The sequence below is a fragment of the Arthrobacter sp. 10N43 genome (assembly GCF_056394525.1).
Window position 1 is genome coordinate 465,248 of the sequence record NZ_JBFTIA010000004.1, and the last position, 15,177, is coordinate 480,424.

Genomic DNA, 15,177 nt, shown 5'->3' on the forward strand with positions numbered 1-15,177 from the left:
GGTGCCTGCGACCCCCTGAACCCTAAAGAAAGACATGATGCGAGTTCTTGCAGCCATGAGCGGCGGCGTCGATTCCGCCGTTGCCGCCGCCCGCGCCGTCGAGGCGGGGCACGACGTCGTCGGCGTCCACCTCGCGCTGTCCCGGATGCCGGGCACCCTGCGGACCGGCAGCCGCGGCTGCTGCACAATCGAGGACTCCCGTGACGCCTGGCGCGCCTGCGACATCCTCGGGATCCCGTACTACGTATGGGATTTTTCCGAGCGCTTCAAGGAAGATGTGGTCCAGGACTTCATCGATGAATACGCCGCCGGGCGCACCCCCAACCCGTGCATGCGCTGCAACGAGCGGATCAAGTTCGCGGCTCTGCTGGAGAAGGCGATCGCGCTGGGCTTCGACGCCGTGTGTACCGGCCACTACGCCAAGGTCATCACCGACGCCGACGGCAATCCCGAGCTGCACCGCGCCGCCGACTGGGCCAAGGACCAGAGCTATGTGCTCGGCGTGCTCACCCACGAACAGCTCAAGCATTCCATGTTCCCGCTCGCGGAGACGCCGTCCAAGGCCGAGGTCCGCGCGGAAGCGGAGCGCCGAGGACTCTCTGTGGCCAACAAGCCCGACAGCCACGACATCTGCTTTATCCCCGACGGCGACACCGCCGGCTGGCTCGCCGAGAAGATCGACATGACCACCGGTGACATCGTGGATGAGTCCGGCGCGAAGGTCGGCGAGCACCCGGGCGCCAACGCATTCACCGTGGGCCAGCGCCGGGGGCTCAAGCTCGGCACGCCGGCCGCGGATGGCAAGCCGCGGTTCGTGCTGGAGATCCGGCCCAAGGAAAACAAGGTAGTGGTGGGCCCGGAGGCGCTGCTCGCCATCGATGAGATCCGCGGCATCAAGGTTTCCTGGGCGGGGCTGCCCATCGCAGAAGTGGCCACGTGCGAGGAATTCGACTGCTACGCCCAGGTCCGGGCCCATGGCGACCCGGTCCCCGCCCGCGCTCACATGGCCGGTGACGAGCTCGTGGTCACCCTCGCCGAGCCGTTGCGCGGCGTGGCCCCCGGCCAGACTGTGGTGCTCTACCAGGGCAGCCGTGTGCTGGGCCAGGCCACGATCGATGCCGCCCGCTCGCTGCAGCGGGCCGCGCTCTAGGCGCCCGCCACACCCAGTCCCCACGCAATCAAACGAAGGGCCCCGCCACGTGGCGGGGCCCTTCGTCGCGTTGCCCCGGCTTGCCGCGGGCGTTGCAGATGCGCCCGCTACCTGTCGAAGATCCGGGCAGAATCCTGAAGAAAATGAGAGAAACCTTCGAATCGTGTAAATTTTGTGTCTCAACTCACAAAATGCAACGATTCACCGAATGGTTGTCTGGTTGAATCTAGGAATCAGCAAAGCGTGCCGCCCATCGAGTCATTCGTTTCACTTTGGGCTGCGCTAGAACGCATCGAACAGAAAGTTCACAGATGGCAATGAACAAAAAGGCCTGGCAGAGCGTCATCGCGCTGGCCGGGGTTTCCGCCTTTGCACTGACGGCCTGCACAGGGCCGACCGGCGGCGCTGGCGGGTCATCAGCCGCAGCAAGCGGTCCGATCGCCTACGGCACCACGGACAAGGTCACCGCCTTGGATCCTGCGGGCGCGTATGACAACGGTTCGTTTATGGTGATGAACCAGATCTACTCTTTCCTCCTCAACTCGAAGCCCGGCAGCGCAGATCCCGTGCCGGACCTGGCCGAGTCTGCGTCCTTCACCTCGCCGACCGAGTACACGGTCAAGCTCAAGCCGGGCCTCAAATGGGCCAACGGGCACACGCTCGACTCCAAGGACGTCAAGTTCTCCTTCGACCGGCAGACCAAGATCAACGATCCCGCCGGCCCCGCCAGCCTGCTGACCAACATCGACAGCATCACCGCCCCCGATGCCAACACCGTGGTCTTCAAGCTGAAGCAGGCAAACGACCAGACGTTCGCTCAGATCCTCAGCAGCCCCGCCGCGCCGATCGTAGACGATGAAGTCTTCCCGGCCGACAAACTGCTTGACGACGACTCGATCGTCAAGGCCAAGGCGTTCTACGGCCAGTACGTGATCGACACGTACAAGAAGAACGAGCTGGTCAGCTTCAAGGCATTCCCTGACTACCAGGGAGTCCTCGGCAAGCCGGCCAACGATGCCGCCACGATCAAGTACTACGCCGACCCCACCAACATGAAGCTGGACATCCAGCAGGGGAACATCGACGTCGCGAACCGCAGCCTGAGCGCCACCGACGTCGATGACCTGAAGAAGGACTCCAAGGTCAAGGTCAACATTGGCCCCGGCGGCGAAATCCGCTACATCACGTTCAACTACGACACCATGCCGTTCGGCGCGAAGGCTCCGGATGCAGATCCGGCCAAGGCGCTCGCCGTCCGCCAGGCCATCGCGAACCTCGTTGACCGCCAGTCCATCGCGGACCAGGTCTACAAGGGCACCTACCTGCCGCTGTACTCCAACGTTCCCAGCGGTTTCCTCGGCGCCAACGAATCGTTCAAGGACGCTTACGGCGACGCCGGCAAGCCCAGCCTGGACAAGGCCAAGAAGGTCCTGGCCGACGCCGGTGTGACGACTCCCGTCTCGATGAACCTGCAGTACAACCCGGACCACTACGGCAAGTCCTCCGGCGACGAGTACGCCATGATCAAGGACCAGCTGGAGAAGTCCGGTTTGTTCAAGGTCAACCTGCAGTCCACGGAATGGGTCACCTACAGCAAGGCCAGCCGGGCCGATGAGTACCCCCTGTTCCAGTTTGGCTGGTTCCCGGACTTCAGCGACGCCGACAACTACCTGACCCCGTTCTTCCCGGAGGGCGGCTTCCTGAAGAACCACTACAACAACCCGACCGTCAACGACCTGATCAGCAAGCAGCTCACCACCGTTGATAAGACTGAACGCGAGTCCACGATCAAGGATGCGCAGAATGCCCTCGCCAAGGACATCTCCACGCTTCCGTTGCTCCAGGGCGCGCAGGTTGCCATTTCCGGCAGCGGTGTCAAGGGTGTCGATTCCACCCTCGATGCCTCCTTCAAGTTCCGTTTGGGAACTATTTCCAAGTAAGGCTGCATCCGTGCTGTCCTGACCAGCCTGCGAGGCGGGGCGCCCTGAAGGCGCCCCGCCTTTGCTGGTCATTGCCGCACCCCGCAGTTCACGCCGGCCCGCCCAAGGCCGCGACAGCACAATCTTAGGTACCAATGACAACATTGACTGAGGCGCCGCTAAACGACGCCGACGGACTTCTTCCGTCCAAGAAAAAATCCTCGGGTGGGGGCTTGGGGACCTACATCCTGGTCCGGTTCTTCCTGATCATTCCGACCATTTTCATTTTGGTGACTTTGGTCTTCTTCCTGATGCGGGTCATCGGCGACCCCATCACCGCAGCGCAGGGCGGCAGGCTTCCCCCGGAGGCGCTCGCGCAGCGCATCCACGACGCCGGCTACGACCGCCCGATCCTCGTGCAGTACCTCGAATACGTTGGCCAGGTGGCGACCGGCAATTTCGGCACCACCATCACCGACCGCCGGCCCGTTGTCGAAATGATCATCACCTTTGGCACGGCAACCCTGGAACTGGCCATCAATGCCCTCATCGTGGCGCTTTTGGTCGGCATCCCGCTCGGGCTCATCTCCGCCTACAAACGCGATAAGGCGCCCGACGCCGTCCTGCGGTTCTTCGCCATCCTCTGCTATGCCACCCCGGTATTCTTCGCCGGCCTGCTGATGAAGCTGGCCTTCTCCGTCTGGCTCGGCTGGCTGCCCGTCGCAGGACGGGCCTCCACCAGGACCGAACTGGCCATGGGAAGCCTGGCCGCACCGACCGGGATCTACTGGCTGGATGCCTTGCGCAGCGGCAACATGGCTGCGTTCGGCGACGTCGCGTCCCATTCAGTCCTCCCCGCACTCACTCTGGGGCTGCTGACGGCAGGGGTCTTCCTGCGGCTGGTCCGCACCAACGTCATCGGAACACTGGGCAAGGACTACGTCGAGGCCGGCAGGTCCCGCGGCGTCAGCAATTTCCGGCTCGTGACCAAGCATGCCTACAAGCCTGCCCTGATTCCGATCATCACAGTCATGGGGCTCCAGATTGCCCTCCTGCTCGGCGGCGCCGTTCTCACTGAGTCCACCTTCGAGTGGAAGGGCCTCGGCTACCAGCTGGTGCAATACCTGAACGCCCGCGACTTCGTCGCCGTCCAGGGAATCGTCGTGATGCTGGCGGTTATCGTTGCCGTCACGAACTTCATCGTGGACGTCGTCGCAGCCCTGATCGACCCGCGAGTGAGGTACTAACCATGAATGCAACCAAAGTAAGCGGGCGCAAGCAGCCCCTCTTCTACCGGCTGCCGGTGATCTCGCATTTCCGCTCGAGCGTCGGGCTGCAGCGCGGCATGCTCGTCACCGGCCTGGTCCTGTCCGTCGTCTTCCTGCTCGTCGCCGTGTTTGCGCCGTGGATCGCGCCCTACGGGTTTGCCCAGCTCAGCGACGCAGCGGGTCCCTTCCCGACACAGCAGCCCCCCAGTCCGGCCCACATCTGGGGCACCACGGTGGGTGGCTATGACGTCTATTCCCGAGTGCTCTGGGGCGCCCAGACGGCCGCGGTGGTCATCATCGTCGCCGTGGCCATGTCAATCTTCCTCGGCGTAGCCCTCGGCCTCGTCAGCGGGTACTTCGGCGGCTGGCTCGATCGGTTGCTCGTGGTGATCGCCGATGCGATCTACGCATTCCCGTCCCTGCTGCTGGCCATCGTGATGTCAATAGTCATCAGCCACGGCCAGTCCAGTTTCTGGGGAGGCATTGTTGCCTGCTCCATCTCCATCTCGGTGGTGTTCGTCCCGCAGTACTTCCGCGTCATCCGGGCCGAGACCATCCGGCTAAAGGCGGAGCCGTACGTCGAGTCAGCCAAGGTGGTGGGTGCCTCAAGCGTTCGCATCATGGGTCGGCACATCTTCAAGAACGCAACCCGCACGCTGCCATTGATTTTCACGTTGAATGCGTCCGAGGCCATCCTGACCCTGGCGGGCCTCGGCTTCCTCGGGTTCGGCATCGAACCGACCTCTGCCGCCGAGTGGGGCTACGACCTGAACAAGGCCATAGCAGACGCCTCCTCGGGCATCTGGTGGACCGGTGTTTACCCCGGTACGGCGATCGTCCTGACCGTGCTTGGGCTGACCCTCGTCGGTGAGAGCATCAACGACCTCAACGATCCCCGCCTGCGGGGCCGGAAGAAGGCTGTGGCAGGCAAGGGCGGACCTGACTCCACCGCCGGTGCCCAGGCTGCACTCGAAGCAGAATCGAGAGTTCTATGACCATCAACATCGACAAGCCTGGCCAGGGCGCGGGCCCGGTCCTGGACATCGACCGCCTCAAGGTCACGTTCGCCACTGATGCCGGGGACGTGTACGCCGTCAAGGACGTCAGCCTCCAGGTCAACCCCGGCGAGGTTGTGGCCATCGTTGGCGAATCGGGATCCGGCAAGACTGTAACGGCCAAGACCATCCTGGGACTCTTGCCGGAGACGGCTATCAGTCAGGGCGCGGTCCTGATCAACGGCAACAACGTCATCAGCGTCAGCGAGGCGAAACTGCGGGAGATCAGGGGCCGCGATGTGGCCATGGTGTTCCAGGAACCATCCACCGCCCTTAACCCGGTCTTCACCGTGGGCTGGCAGATCGCCGAAGGAATCCGCGCACACGCCGGCACTGGCGGCCGCAGCAAGGTCTCGGCCAAGGAAGCCAAGGCGCGGGCAATTGAAGCCCTCCGCAAAGTGGGCATCCCGGACCCGGAAACGCGGGTCAACTACTACCCGCACCAGTTCTCGGGCGGCCAGAAACAGCGCGTTGTGATTGCCGCAGCGCTGGCCCTGAACCCTGGCCTCATCGTGGCGGACGAGCCGACGACTGCCCTGGACGTCACCGTGCAGGCCGAGATCCTTGAACTGCTGCGGGACCTGCGCGACAACTACGGAACGTCCATCGTTCTGATTACGCACAATATGGGCGTTGTCGCCGACCTCGCCGACCGCGTCGTGGTCATGTACCAGGGCGACGTTGTGGAGGAGGCATCCTCACGGGTGCTCTTCGCCCAGCCCAAGGAGGACTACACCAAGAAGCTCCTCGCCGCTGTGCCGCACTTGGGCCGCAACTCCGCGTCGGAGGGTATGGTGGAGCGCGCCCACCAGGGCGGCAAAGTGCTGGTTGAGGCCAAGAACCTGACCATCGAGTACCCGGGGCGGCTGGGCAGCCCGGCCTTCAAGGCCGTTGACGGCGTCAGCTTCACCGTGTCCGAAGGCGAAGTTTTCGGTCTCGTGGGGGAGTCCGGTTCCGGCAAGACCACCATCGGCCGGGCGATCGCGGGACTCAACCGGACCACGGGCGGCAGCCTGAATGTGCTGGGTTACGAAATGCTGAACTTCAAGGAGCGCACCTTCAAGCCGCTCCGCAAGGAGATCGGCTTCGTATTCCAGGACCCGGCGGCCTCGTTCAACCCGCAGCTGACCATCGGCGACTGTGTGGCGGAACCGCTGATCATCCACTCGAACCCGACCGCGGCTGAGGCGCGCAAGCGGGTCGGTGAGCTGCTCGAGTCAGTGCAGCTGCCGGCGTCGTACGCTGACCGGTTCCCGCACGAACTCTCCGGCGGGCAGCGCCAGCGTGCCTCCCTGGCGCGGGCGCTCATCCTGAACCCGAAGCTGCTTATCGCGGATGAGCCGACCTCGGCCCTGGACGTGTCCGTGCAGGCCGTGGTGCTGGAACTGTTCAAGGAAATCCAGCAGGAGTTCGGCTTCGCGGCCCTGTTCATCAGCCATGACCTCGCCGTGGTGGACATGCTCTCCCACTGGGTCGGGGTGCTCTACAAGGGCAAGATGGTGGAGCAGGGCCTCGGTAACCAGGTGATGGGCAACCCGCAGCACGACTACACGAAGAAGCTCATCGCTTCGCTGCCTGTTCCGGATCCCGACGAGCAGGCCAGGCGCCGCGAGGCGTTCAAGGCCGTGCTTCACAGCTAGGCCCACCGCCAAGGGACATGCCCACCGTTCACCATGAACGGTGGGCATGTCCCTTTTGCGTGCCGGGCCAGGCCCCTGCAACGGCGCTTAACAGCCGAAGGCATTAGCCGCCGTGCCCCTAGACTGGATCAATGACCGAGCAGAACCTCAATCTTCCTGAAACCGATTCCTACGACCCGGCGGCAAGCTCCCTGGCCGGTTCCGTGGACCCCGCGGTGATGGCGGAGCTGTTGTCGATCCGCTCCAGCATCGACAACATCGATGCCACCCTCGTCTTCCTCCTGGCCGAGCGCTTCAAGGCGACCCAGAAGGTCGGCTTCCTCAAGGCCGCACACAAACTTCCCGCCGGGGACCCCGGCCGGGAAACGGCCCAGATCGCCCGGCTGCGGCACCTCGCCGCCGAGGCCCACCTCGACCCGGCATTCGCGGAGAAATTCCTGAACTTCATCATCGGCGAGGTCATCCGCCACCACGAGGCCATTGCCGAAGACCACCAGGCCGCCCAGGCCTCCGGCTCCGCGGACGCAGCCCGCACCGCAGACGCCTGACCATGGCCGGAACAGACTCGCCCGCTCCGGGGCAAGTGACCGCGACGGGCCTGGGCCCGTGGCCCGGCGAGGACCCGGCTGAGGCCGCCCGCATCATCCGCGGTGAACTGGGCACCCCGCACCTGCCGTTCCTTGCCGAACTTCCCGACCGCGGCGTCGGCTCCGATGCACTGGGCCGGACAGCGTCCCTGCTCGTGGAGCTGGCAGTCGACGTCCAGCCGCATGGCTGGAGGTTCGTGGACCGTCCCGGCAAGGACCTGCAGCGGGCAAAATCCGCCCTGTCCACCGACATCAACATCCTGGCGGACGTGATCGGGGCCGAGGAAGCGCCGTCGGAGGATATCAAGATCCAGCTGCGCGGGCCGCTCAGCCTTGCCGCCGGCCTGCACCTGCACAACGGGGAACGGGCCCTGATCGACTTTGGTGCCCGCCGCGAGATTGCGGCTTCGCTGGCAGCGGGTGTGGAAGGTTACCTCAAGCGGGTGGCAGAGGCTGCCCCCGGTGCCCGGATCGTGGTCCAAATCGACGAACCTGAGATTTCCTCCGTGCTGGCCGGCACCATTCCCACCTCCAGCGGTTACCGGACCCTGCGCTCGGTGCCGGGCCGGGAAGTCACCGAGTCCTGGCAATTGGTCATCGACGCGCTCCGGGCCGCCGGCGCCGTGGAAACCGTCGTGGCCGTCTCCGAGGTCGAGGCGCCCTTCGAGTGGATCCTGGCGGCAGGCGCCGACGGAATCGCCGTGCCGCTCCGGGCCCTGACCTCGCGCCAGTGGGAGCAACTCGCGGGCGCGGTGGAGGCCGGCAAGCGGCTCTGGGCCGGCGCGCTGGACGTGACGGATCCCGGCGCGAGGCTGCCAAGGGTTGGCGACGTCGTGGAAAACGTGTGGCGCCCGTGGCGGCAGCTGGGTTTGCCGGCGTCCACGCTGGGTGCGCTGAGGGTCACGCCGTCGGAGGGGCTGGCGCTGCACACACCGGCCGCGGCGAGGGCGGTCCTGACCCGGCTGACCCAGGTGGCGGACGGACTCAACCAGCTCGCCCTCGGCTAGCCAGCGCCCGGGTCCGCCGGTGACGCCGGCGTCCCGACTCAGATCCTGCTCTCCCAACCGTCCGGACGTGCGTGCCCGGGAAGGTAGCCCGGCGTCGCCACACCGCCGGGATAGGGCTCGAGTCGGTAGTCGAAGCGGCCGGCGTACACCAGGACCAGGCCGAGCTGGGGCTGGATCACCTTGACCTGGATCCGGTGGCGGCCGCCGTCCTGCGGCTCCCACCACTGCTCGGCATAGGCCTTGGCGTCGAGCGCCGTCGGCAGCGGAATCCGCAATGGACCCAGGAACAGCCGGGAGGCCTCGGACACGCCGCGGAGCCTGCCCTCGGGCGTCACGCTGAGATTGAGGTCGGTGGTGAGCCGCCGGAACCTGCCCACGTAATCCACGAGCCGCGGCCGGCCCCCGGATTCGTCAAGGCTGGTGGTGTCGTGGAACAGCCGGGTGGTTCCGGGGAAGAAGATCTCGCGCCGGGCCGTCAGGCTTGACCTGCCGAACGGGTCCAGGTGGGCGTGGTTTTCGATCCGGAAGCGGACGCCCTCGCCGTATTCGGGGAAGAAGGCCTGCTCGCCGGCGGTGAGCCGCAGCAGGGGCCTCAGCCAGGCCTGCCGGCAGCCGACGACGTCGAAGACCCCCTCGCCGACGCCATAGTGGCCGGACCCCGGCGCCAACGCGAAGTATTCTTGGAGTTCCGGCTGCAGCCGGGCAAAGTCAGGGCCCAGGGCGCGCTTGTAGATGGGGGTGTTCACGGGTTCCTCCTGCGGTCCGGGCCGGTGTAAGGGGCTTTTCCACAGCATGCAGGACATGGCGGCAATTGTCACAACTTTCCGGCGCCTCGGCGCGGTCCGGGCCGCCACGGCACGCCCGCCTGCGCCATGCCGGTGGGCCGCCCGATACGACAAAGCCAATTCAATGGGGGAATATATAACTATGAAGGCACGCATTCTGGTAGTGGACGATGACGAGGCGCTCGCCGAGATGATAGGTATTGTGCTGCGCAATGACGGCTTCGAACCCGTCTTCTGCGCCGACGGAGCACAGGCGCTGGACGTGTTCCGCTCCTCCAAACCGGACCTCGTCCTGCTTGACCTGATGCTTCCGGGCATGGACGGCATTGAAGTGTGCCGCCAGGTCCGTGCCGAGTCAGACGTCCCGATCGTGATGCTGACCGCCAAAGCGGACACCTCGGACGTGGTCCGCGGCCTGGAGTCCGGGGCCGATGACTACGTGCCGAAGCCTTTCAAACCCGCCGAGCTGGTCGCCCGCGTCCGGGCCCGGCTCCGCCCGGGCGACCAGAAGGCCCCGGAAACGCTGCGGATCGCCGACGTCACGATCGACGTCGCTGGCCACCTGGTCAGCCGCGGCAACGACCGGATTTCCCTGACGCCGCTGGAATTCGACCTCCTTGTCGCCCTGGCCCGCAAGCCGTGGCAAGTGTTTACGCGTGAACTGCTCCTGGAGCAGGTCTGGGGCTATCGGCACGCCGCCGACACCCGGCTGGTCAATGTCCATGTCCAGCGGCTGAGGTCCAAGATTGAACGCGATCCAGAAGCCCCCGAAGTTGTATTGACGGTCCGTGGTGTCGGCTATAAAGCAGGTTCCTGAGCCTGCGGACCGCAGTGTCCCGCAGCGCATAGCGACGGCGGAGTCGCCGGAAATGACGCCGGAAATGACGCAAGACACGGCGCCGGCAGAGTTGTCCGCTGAGCCGTCCGCCCTGCCCACCGTCGACCTCGACGGCGAGCCCGCCATCGTGCCCGAGATCCTGCACGAGCCCGGGACGCCCCCTGCCGGCGGCGGACCGGGTCTTTGGCGCGGATTCGCCTTCCGTACCCGGCTGTGGGCCAAGCGCGCGAGGATCGTTGGCGTCCGGGTCGCACGCCTGGTCCGGACCGGGGGACGGCGCTTCTGGCCCGGCGTCCTCTACCTGCTCCGCTCGGTGCAGAAGAAGTGGCGGCGTTCGCTGCAGTTCCGGACCGTCCTGACCACGCTCCTGCTGGCCATCGGCTCGTTCGCGGTCGTTGGCGCTTACCTGTCCAACCAGATCGCCAACAACCTGTTCCAGGAGCGGCTCGCCCAGGCCGAATCGGAGACGCGCTACAACGTCAAGCAGGTCCAGGACACGTTCGACGGCGCCCAGGTCACGGACCAGTCCAGCGTCATCACGCTGGTCTACGACACCCTGAACGCCGTCGAGGGCCGCGGGTCCGTGATCCAGCGTCGCTACGTCTTCGAGGCCATGCCGGAGCAGACCAAGCCGCGCAACCGCTGGGTTGAATCCCGGGCCTCCGACCAGCTCACCATCGGCGTCATCCCGCCGGACCTGCGCAAAGCCGTGCAGGACTCCGGCAAGGACCAGTACTGGGCCTCCACGCAGTTCCCCGTGGGGACCGAGGACCGACCCGGCATCGCCGTCGGCAACAAGGTGACCTTCAACGGCACCGTCTACGAGCTTTACCTCATCTACGACCTCAACACGGCGCAGAAGACACTGGACGAGATCCAGAACGTCCTGCTGGCCGGCGGTGCCCTGCTGGTGCTGATGATCGGCGGCGTCGCCTGGTATGTCACCCGCAACGTGGTCAGCCCGGTCAGCCATGCCGCCGTCGTTTCGGAGAAGCTCGCGGCCGGACAGCTGCAGGAACGCATGGTGGTCAAGGGCGAGGACGAGGTCGCCCGGCTCGGTGCCTCCTTCAACCACATGGCGGCAAGCCTCCAGGAGCAAATCACGCAGCTGGCCACGCTCTCGCAAATGCAGCAGCGCTTCGTCTCCGATGTCTCCCACGAGCTCCGCACGCCGCTGACCACGGTGCGCATGGCCGCGGAAGTCCTTTATGACGCGCGCGAGGATTTCGACCCCATCAACAAGCGGTCCGCAGAGCTGCTCTACAACCAGGTGGAGCGCTTCCAATCGCTCCTGGCGGACCTCCTGGAAATTTCCCGCTTTGACGCGGGCGCGGCCACCCTCGACGCCGAACCGACGGACATTGTGCAGCTCGTGGCGCACGTCATTGAGGGGGTGGCGCCGGTCGCCGCCGAATATGGCTCAGCCGTGACCCTCAACACTCCGGCCGGCAGCATCATTGTCGACATGGACGACCGCAGGATCGATCGGATCCTGCGTAACCTCATCCTGAACGCCCTTGAGCACGGCGAGGGCCGGCCCGTCAACGTCTCCGTGGCCGCCAACGGCACTTCGGTAGCCGTGGCCGTACGGGATCACGGCATCGGCATGACCCCGGCTGAGGCCGCCCGCGTCTTCGACCGCTTCTGGCGCGCCGATCCCGCCCGGGCCCGCACCACGGGCGGCAGCGGCCTGGGCCTGTCCATCGCCGCGGAGGACACCAAGCTCCACGACGGCTGGCTGCAGGCGTGGGGGAGCAAGGGCCACGGCTCGAACTTCCGCCTGACCCTTCCGCTGCGCCGCGACGAGCCGATCACCAAGTCCCCGCTCCAGCTCGAGCCGGTGCATGTCGGCCTCCCGGCGGCGGGCACCCAGCGGACCGTCGTGCTGCTGGACCCGCCGCGAACCGCGGAAGCCTCGCCGGGGACCGCGGAGACCGGCGTCGCCCGCGGGGCGGAGGCAGACGGCTCTGCGGATGATATTGCTGATGACTTCGCTGGCGACTTCACAGATGACTTCACTGGCGACGGCGACGGCGACGGCGGCGCCGTCGGCGGGGCAAACCCGGACGGCGGACCGGCCGGCCCCCGGGGAACTGGGACGGAGGGCAGGGCATGAGCAGTGTTTCCATGTCGGGAAAATTCACCCGGGTGGGGGCAGCGTTGCTTGCTGTGCTCCTGCTGCTGTTGACCTCATGCGCCCAGATTCCGCGCTCCGGGCCGGTGGGCAAGAGCACTGACGAGAGCGCGGGAAACCCCAACGCCCCGGTCTTCTTCCCGTCCGCGCCGCGTCCGGGTGCGGGACCCGAGGCTGTCATCGAGGACTTCTACCTGGCCGGCAGCGGCTATGAGGACGACTACGCCGTGGCCCGGCAGTACCTCACCCAGGGTTCGTCGGTGACCTGGAAACCGGACCAGCGGGCCCTCGTTTTCCGAAAGGCCACAGTGGTGGCCACCGGCGTCGAAAACGTCTTCAACTACCAGCTCGACGTCGCCTATTCGGTGGACGCCGACGGCGTGGCCACGCAGCTTCCCGAAGGCACCACCGAGAGCATCCCGGTCACGCTGACCCAGGTGGACGGCGAGTGGCGGATCTCCGATCTCCCGGACGGGACGGCCATTCCGGAAGAGACCTTCAAGGTCATCTACGGCGCGTACCCGATTTATTTCTACGACCCCACGTTCACGTACGCCGTGCCGGACGTCCGGTGGTTCATCCGCAAGAAGACCGTCAAGGCCATGACGAGCGCCCTGCTGGGCGGACCTGCCCCGTACCTCAAGGGCGCCGTCGTCAGTGCGTTCCCGTCCGGCATCAAGCTGGCCCGCGAGTCCGTGCCCGTGGTCTCCGGCGCAGCGCAGGTCGATCTCACCGCCAAGGACCTCGTCGACGCCTCCAACGAGGACCGGCTGCGGATGCAGACCCAGCTGGCCCTGACGTTCCGCAGCCAGCCGGATGTCATCAATGTCGAGCTCCGGGCAAACCAGGACCTGGTGCGTGTCGAGGACAACGGCACGGTCCTGCCCCCTGTCCGGGATGAAAGTATCCCCGCCTACCAGATCGCCGTCAGCAACAACGACCTGGTCCGGTACGAGAACAACCGGCTCTCACCGCTGCCAGACATCCAGTCCGTCGCGGCCCTCTCGCCGCGGGCACCTGCGGAGTCGACCGAGTCGCAGGCCGCCGCGTTCCTCAACGCCGCCCGCACCACGCTGTACTCAATCGTTCCGGGCCAGCCTGCCAGGGCACTGACCACGCGGGCCTCGCTGTCCAGGCCGTCCTTCGGCCGGTACGACTGGGTCTGGACCGCCGGACCGGGCGCGGCCGGAGCCACGGAAGTGGTGGCCTACCGGCCCGTCGGCGTGGCGGAGAGCGCCACCGTGCCCACCGTCACCCTGACGCCGGGTTGGCTCGCCGGCAGGACCGTCAAGGAGTTCCGGATTTCCCGGGACGGCACGCGCGCGCTGGTCATTTCGGAGCAGAACGGGAAGAGCAAAGTCCAGATCACCGGCATCATCCGTAACGCCGACGGCACGCCAAGGGACCTGACCGTGCCCCTGACGCTGCTCACCCCCCGGGATCCTGACCAGGGGGTCTGGGTGGATGACACCACGGTCGCGGTCATGAAGGCCTCCGCCAGCGATGCCGTCACCCCCGAGCTCTTGTCCCTGACTTCAGCGGAGCCGCAGCAGCTGGCGCCGTGGCCCGGTCTCACTGCCCTCAGCGCAGGCAACGGCACATCCGAGATCTACGGCCAGTCAGCGGAAGGGATCTTCCAGCGGCTGGGCAACGGCTGGTCACCGCAGCTCAAGGGACCGATCGACCCGTCGTTCCCCGGCTGACCGGGGAGTTGTCCACATAGCGGCCCGCGGCGCTGCCACCGACGCCGTCCCCGGTCCAGGATCGGACGATGAACAGCCACGCAGCCCGGCAGGCAGCCCGGCGGACAGCCCAGCAGACAACCCCGCACACCGGACAGGACATCGGGCACGGGCGGCCGGCCGCGGATCCGGACCTTGCCCCGGCCGCAGCCACATCGGCGCGGCACCGCGGCAGTTACGCCCGGCCGCTGGCGAGACTGTGCGACCGGACGGCCGAGGCAGCGGCGGAGGTGGTCGCCCTGGCCATTCCCGTGGACTGCGTGTGCTGCGGCGCGGAAGACTCGGCGCTCTGCGGCGCTTGCTCCCGGCAGCTCCGCCTGCTGACGCTGAAGCCGTTCCGGGCCGAGGCCCAGGCCCCGGCCCTGATGGACATGGACGGGTCGGTGCTGTTGCCCGTGGTGGCTGCAGGGGCCTACCGGGCAGAGCTGGCCCAGTGCCTGCTGTCCTTCAAAAGCCATGGGCAGCAGCGGCTGGCCGGCGAGCTGGCCCGGGGCTTGGCGCGGGCTCTGCACGCCGCGGCCGGGCAGGCGCAGGGTCTCGTCCTCGTCCCGGTGCCCACAAGCTCCGCCGCGTACCGCAAACGCGGTTTCAGTCCCGTCCATCTCCTGCTCCGCCGGCTCGTCCGCGGCGGCGGAATCCCGAGCTTCACCGTCGCCGATGCCCTGCGAAAAACGCGGCCGCCGGCGGTGAGTTGGATGCCGCTCGAACTGCTGCGGTCCCGCCGGAACGGGGAGCGGTACCTGCGCGGCGGACAGAAAGGACTGGACCGCGGTGCCCGCGCTTTACGGGTCCGCGGGTCCATGCGGGCCCGAGCCGGCCCCTGGTCGCCGCAGGTCTGGGGACGGCCCTGCATCATCGTCGATGACGTGCTGACCACCGGCGCGACCCTGGCGGAGGCGGCCCGCGCGCTGCGGGCTGCGGGGGCCATTGTCAGCGGTGCCGTGGTGGTGGCCGCGACACGCCCGCCTGCCCCTGCCGACGTCGGCGTCGCCAGGCCCGACATGGCGGGCGTAAAGGGCGGGACGTAAAAAAATAAACCGTAAAAGGATGAA

The 15,177-nt window shown here is 66.6% G+C and carries 12 protein-coding genes; 11 read left to right on the plus strand and 1 reads right to left on the minus strand.

The window, feature by feature from the left end; genetic code table 11:
* Nucleotides 1–37: 37 nt before the first annotated feature.
* The 7 genes from mnmA (at nt 38) to AC1DDO_RS10405 (ending at nt 8,626) form a co-directional block, all read left to right on the plus strand.
* Nucleotides 38–1,150, plus strand: coding sequence for a tRNA 2-thiouridine(34) synthase MnmA (gene mnmA, locus AC1DDO_RS10375; RefSeq protein ID WP_476971849.1), 1,113 nt, complete (start codon nt 38–40; stop codon nt 1,148–1,150).
* Between the two features lie 311 nt (nt 1,151–1,461).
* Nucleotides 1,462–3,090: an ABC transporter substrate-binding protein gene (locus AC1DDO_RS10380; RefSeq protein WP_441407410.1), complete on the plus strand. Its 1,629-nt coding sequence runs from the start codon at nt 1,462–1,464 to the stop codon at nt 3,088–3,090.
* A 134-nt stretch (nt 3,091–3,224) separates the two neighbouring features.
* The gene (locus AC1DDO_RS10385; RefSeq protein ID WP_441407411.1) at nt 3,225–4,316 is read left to right on the plus strand and encodes an ABC transporter permease; all 1,092 of its coding nucleotides are present in this window, start codon (nt 3,225–3,227) and stop codon (nt 4,314–4,316) included.
* A gap of 2 nt (nt 4,317–4,318) precedes the next feature.
* Nucleotides 4,319–5,332 carry an ABC transporter permease gene (locus tag AC1DDO_RS10390; RefSeq protein WP_476868132.1) on the plus strand — a complete coding sequence of 338 codons (1,014 nt, stop codon included), beginning with the start codon at nt 4,319–4,321 and terminating at the stop codon, nt 5,330–5,332.
* Nucleotides 5,329–7,032: an ABC transporter ATP-binding protein gene (locus AC1DDO_RS10395; protein WP_277522784.1), complete on the plus strand. Its 1,704-nt coding sequence runs from the start codon at nt 5,329–5,331 to the stop codon at nt 7,030–7,032. The genes AC1DDO_RS10390 and AC1DDO_RS10395 overlap by 4 nt, the downstream gene beginning before the upstream one ends.
* A gap of 131 nt (nt 7,033–7,163) precedes the next feature.
* Nucleotides 7,164–7,580, plus strand: a complete 417-nt coding sequence (locus AC1DDO_RS10400) for a chorismate mutase (RefSeq protein ID WP_476868134.1) — start codon at nt 7,164–7,166, stop codon at nt 7,578–7,580.
* Between the two features lie 2 nt (nt 7,581–7,582).
* Nucleotides 7,583–8,626, plus strand: a complete 1,044-nt coding sequence (locus AC1DDO_RS10405) for a uroporphyrinogen decarboxylase/cobalamine-independent methonine synthase family protein (protein ID WP_476971802.1) — start codon at nt 7,583–7,585, stop codon at nt 8,624–8,626.
* Between the two features lie 38 nt (nt 8,627–8,664).
* Here AC1DDO_RS10405 and AC1DDO_RS10410 read toward each other — a convergent pair whose 3' ends face one another.
* Nucleotides 8,665–9,372, minus strand: coding sequence for a DUF4166 domain-containing protein (locus AC1DDO_RS10410; RefSeq protein ID WP_476971803.1), 708 nt, complete (start codon nt 9,370–9,372; stop codon nt 8,665–8,667).
* Between the two features lie 181 nt (nt 9,373–9,553).
* Here AC1DDO_RS10410 and mtrA point away from each other — a divergent pair, with 181 nt between their 5' ends.
* The 4 genes from mtrA (at nt 9,554) to AC1DDO_RS10430 (ending at nt 15,153) form a co-directional block, all read left to right on the plus strand.
* Entirely contained in the window at nt 9,554–10,228 is a 675-nt protein-coding gene (gene mtrA, locus AC1DDO_RS10415; protein ID WP_026538469.1) for an MtrAB system response regulator MtrA, read from the plus strand.
* 64 nt (nt 10,229–10,292) lie between these two features.
* Entirely contained in the window at nt 10,293–12,365 is a 2,073-nt protein-coding gene (gene mtrB, locus AC1DDO_RS10420; protein WP_476971804.1) for an MtrAB system histidine kinase MtrB, read from the plus strand.
* Nucleotides 12,362–14,086, plus strand: a complete 1,725-nt coding sequence (locus AC1DDO_RS10425) for an LpqB family beta-propeller domain-containing protein (protein WP_476868138.1) — start codon at nt 12,362–12,364, stop codon at nt 14,084–14,086. The genes mtrB and AC1DDO_RS10425 overlap by 4 nt, the downstream gene beginning before the upstream one ends.
* A gap of 68 nt (nt 14,087–14,154) precedes the next feature.
* Nucleotides 14,155–15,153 carry a ComF family protein gene (locus AC1DDO_RS10430; RefSeq protein WP_476971805.1) on the plus strand — a complete coding sequence of 333 codons (999 nt, stop codon included), beginning with the start codon at nt 14,155–14,157 and terminating at the stop codon, nt 15,151–15,153.
* Nucleotides 15,154–15,177 lie beyond the last annotated feature (24 nt).

Coding starts and splice junctions, on each gene's coding strand:
- AC1DDO_RS10405 (WP_476971802.1), top strand. CDS start 7,583: ATGGCCGGAACAGACTCGCCCGCTCCGGGGCAAGTGACCGCGACGGGC.
- AC1DDO_RS10425 (WP_476868138.1), top strand. CDS start 12,362: ATGAGCAGTGTTTCCATGTCGGGAAAATTCACCCGGGTGGGGGCAGCG.
- mtrB (WP_476971804.1), top strand. CDS start 10,293: ATGACGCAAGACACGGCGCCGGCAGAGTTGTCCGCTGAGCCGTCCGCC.
- AC1DDO_RS10400 (WP_476868134.1), top strand. CDS start 7,164: ATGACCGAGCAGAACCTCAATCTTCCTGAAACCGATTCCTACGACCCG.
- mnmA (WP_476971849.1), top strand. CDS start 38: ATGCGAGTTCTTGCAGCCATGAGCGGCGGCGTCGATTCCGCCGTTGCC.
- AC1DDO_RS10385 (WP_441407411.1), top strand. CDS start 3,225: ATGACAACATTGACTGAGGCGCCGCTAAACGACGCCGACGGACTTCTT.
- mtrA (WP_026538469.1), top strand. CDS start 9,554: ATGAAGGCACGCATTCTGGTAGTGGACGATGACGAGGCGCTCGCCGAG.
- AC1DDO_RS10380 (WP_441407410.1), top strand. CDS start 1,462: ATGGCAATGAACAAAAAGGCCTGGCAGAGCGTCATCGCGCTGGCCGGG.
- AC1DDO_RS10395 (WP_277522784.1), top strand. CDS start 5,329: ATGACCATCAACATCGACAAGCCTGGCCAGGGCGCGGGCCCGGTCCTG.
- AC1DDO_RS10430 (WP_476971805.1), top strand. CDS start 14,155: ATGAACAGCCACGCAGCCCGGCAGGCAGCCCGGCGGACAGCCCAGCAG.
- AC1DDO_RS10390 (WP_476868132.1), top strand. CDS start 4,319: ATGAATGCAACCAAAGTAAGCGGGCGCAAGCAGCCCCTCTTCTACCGG.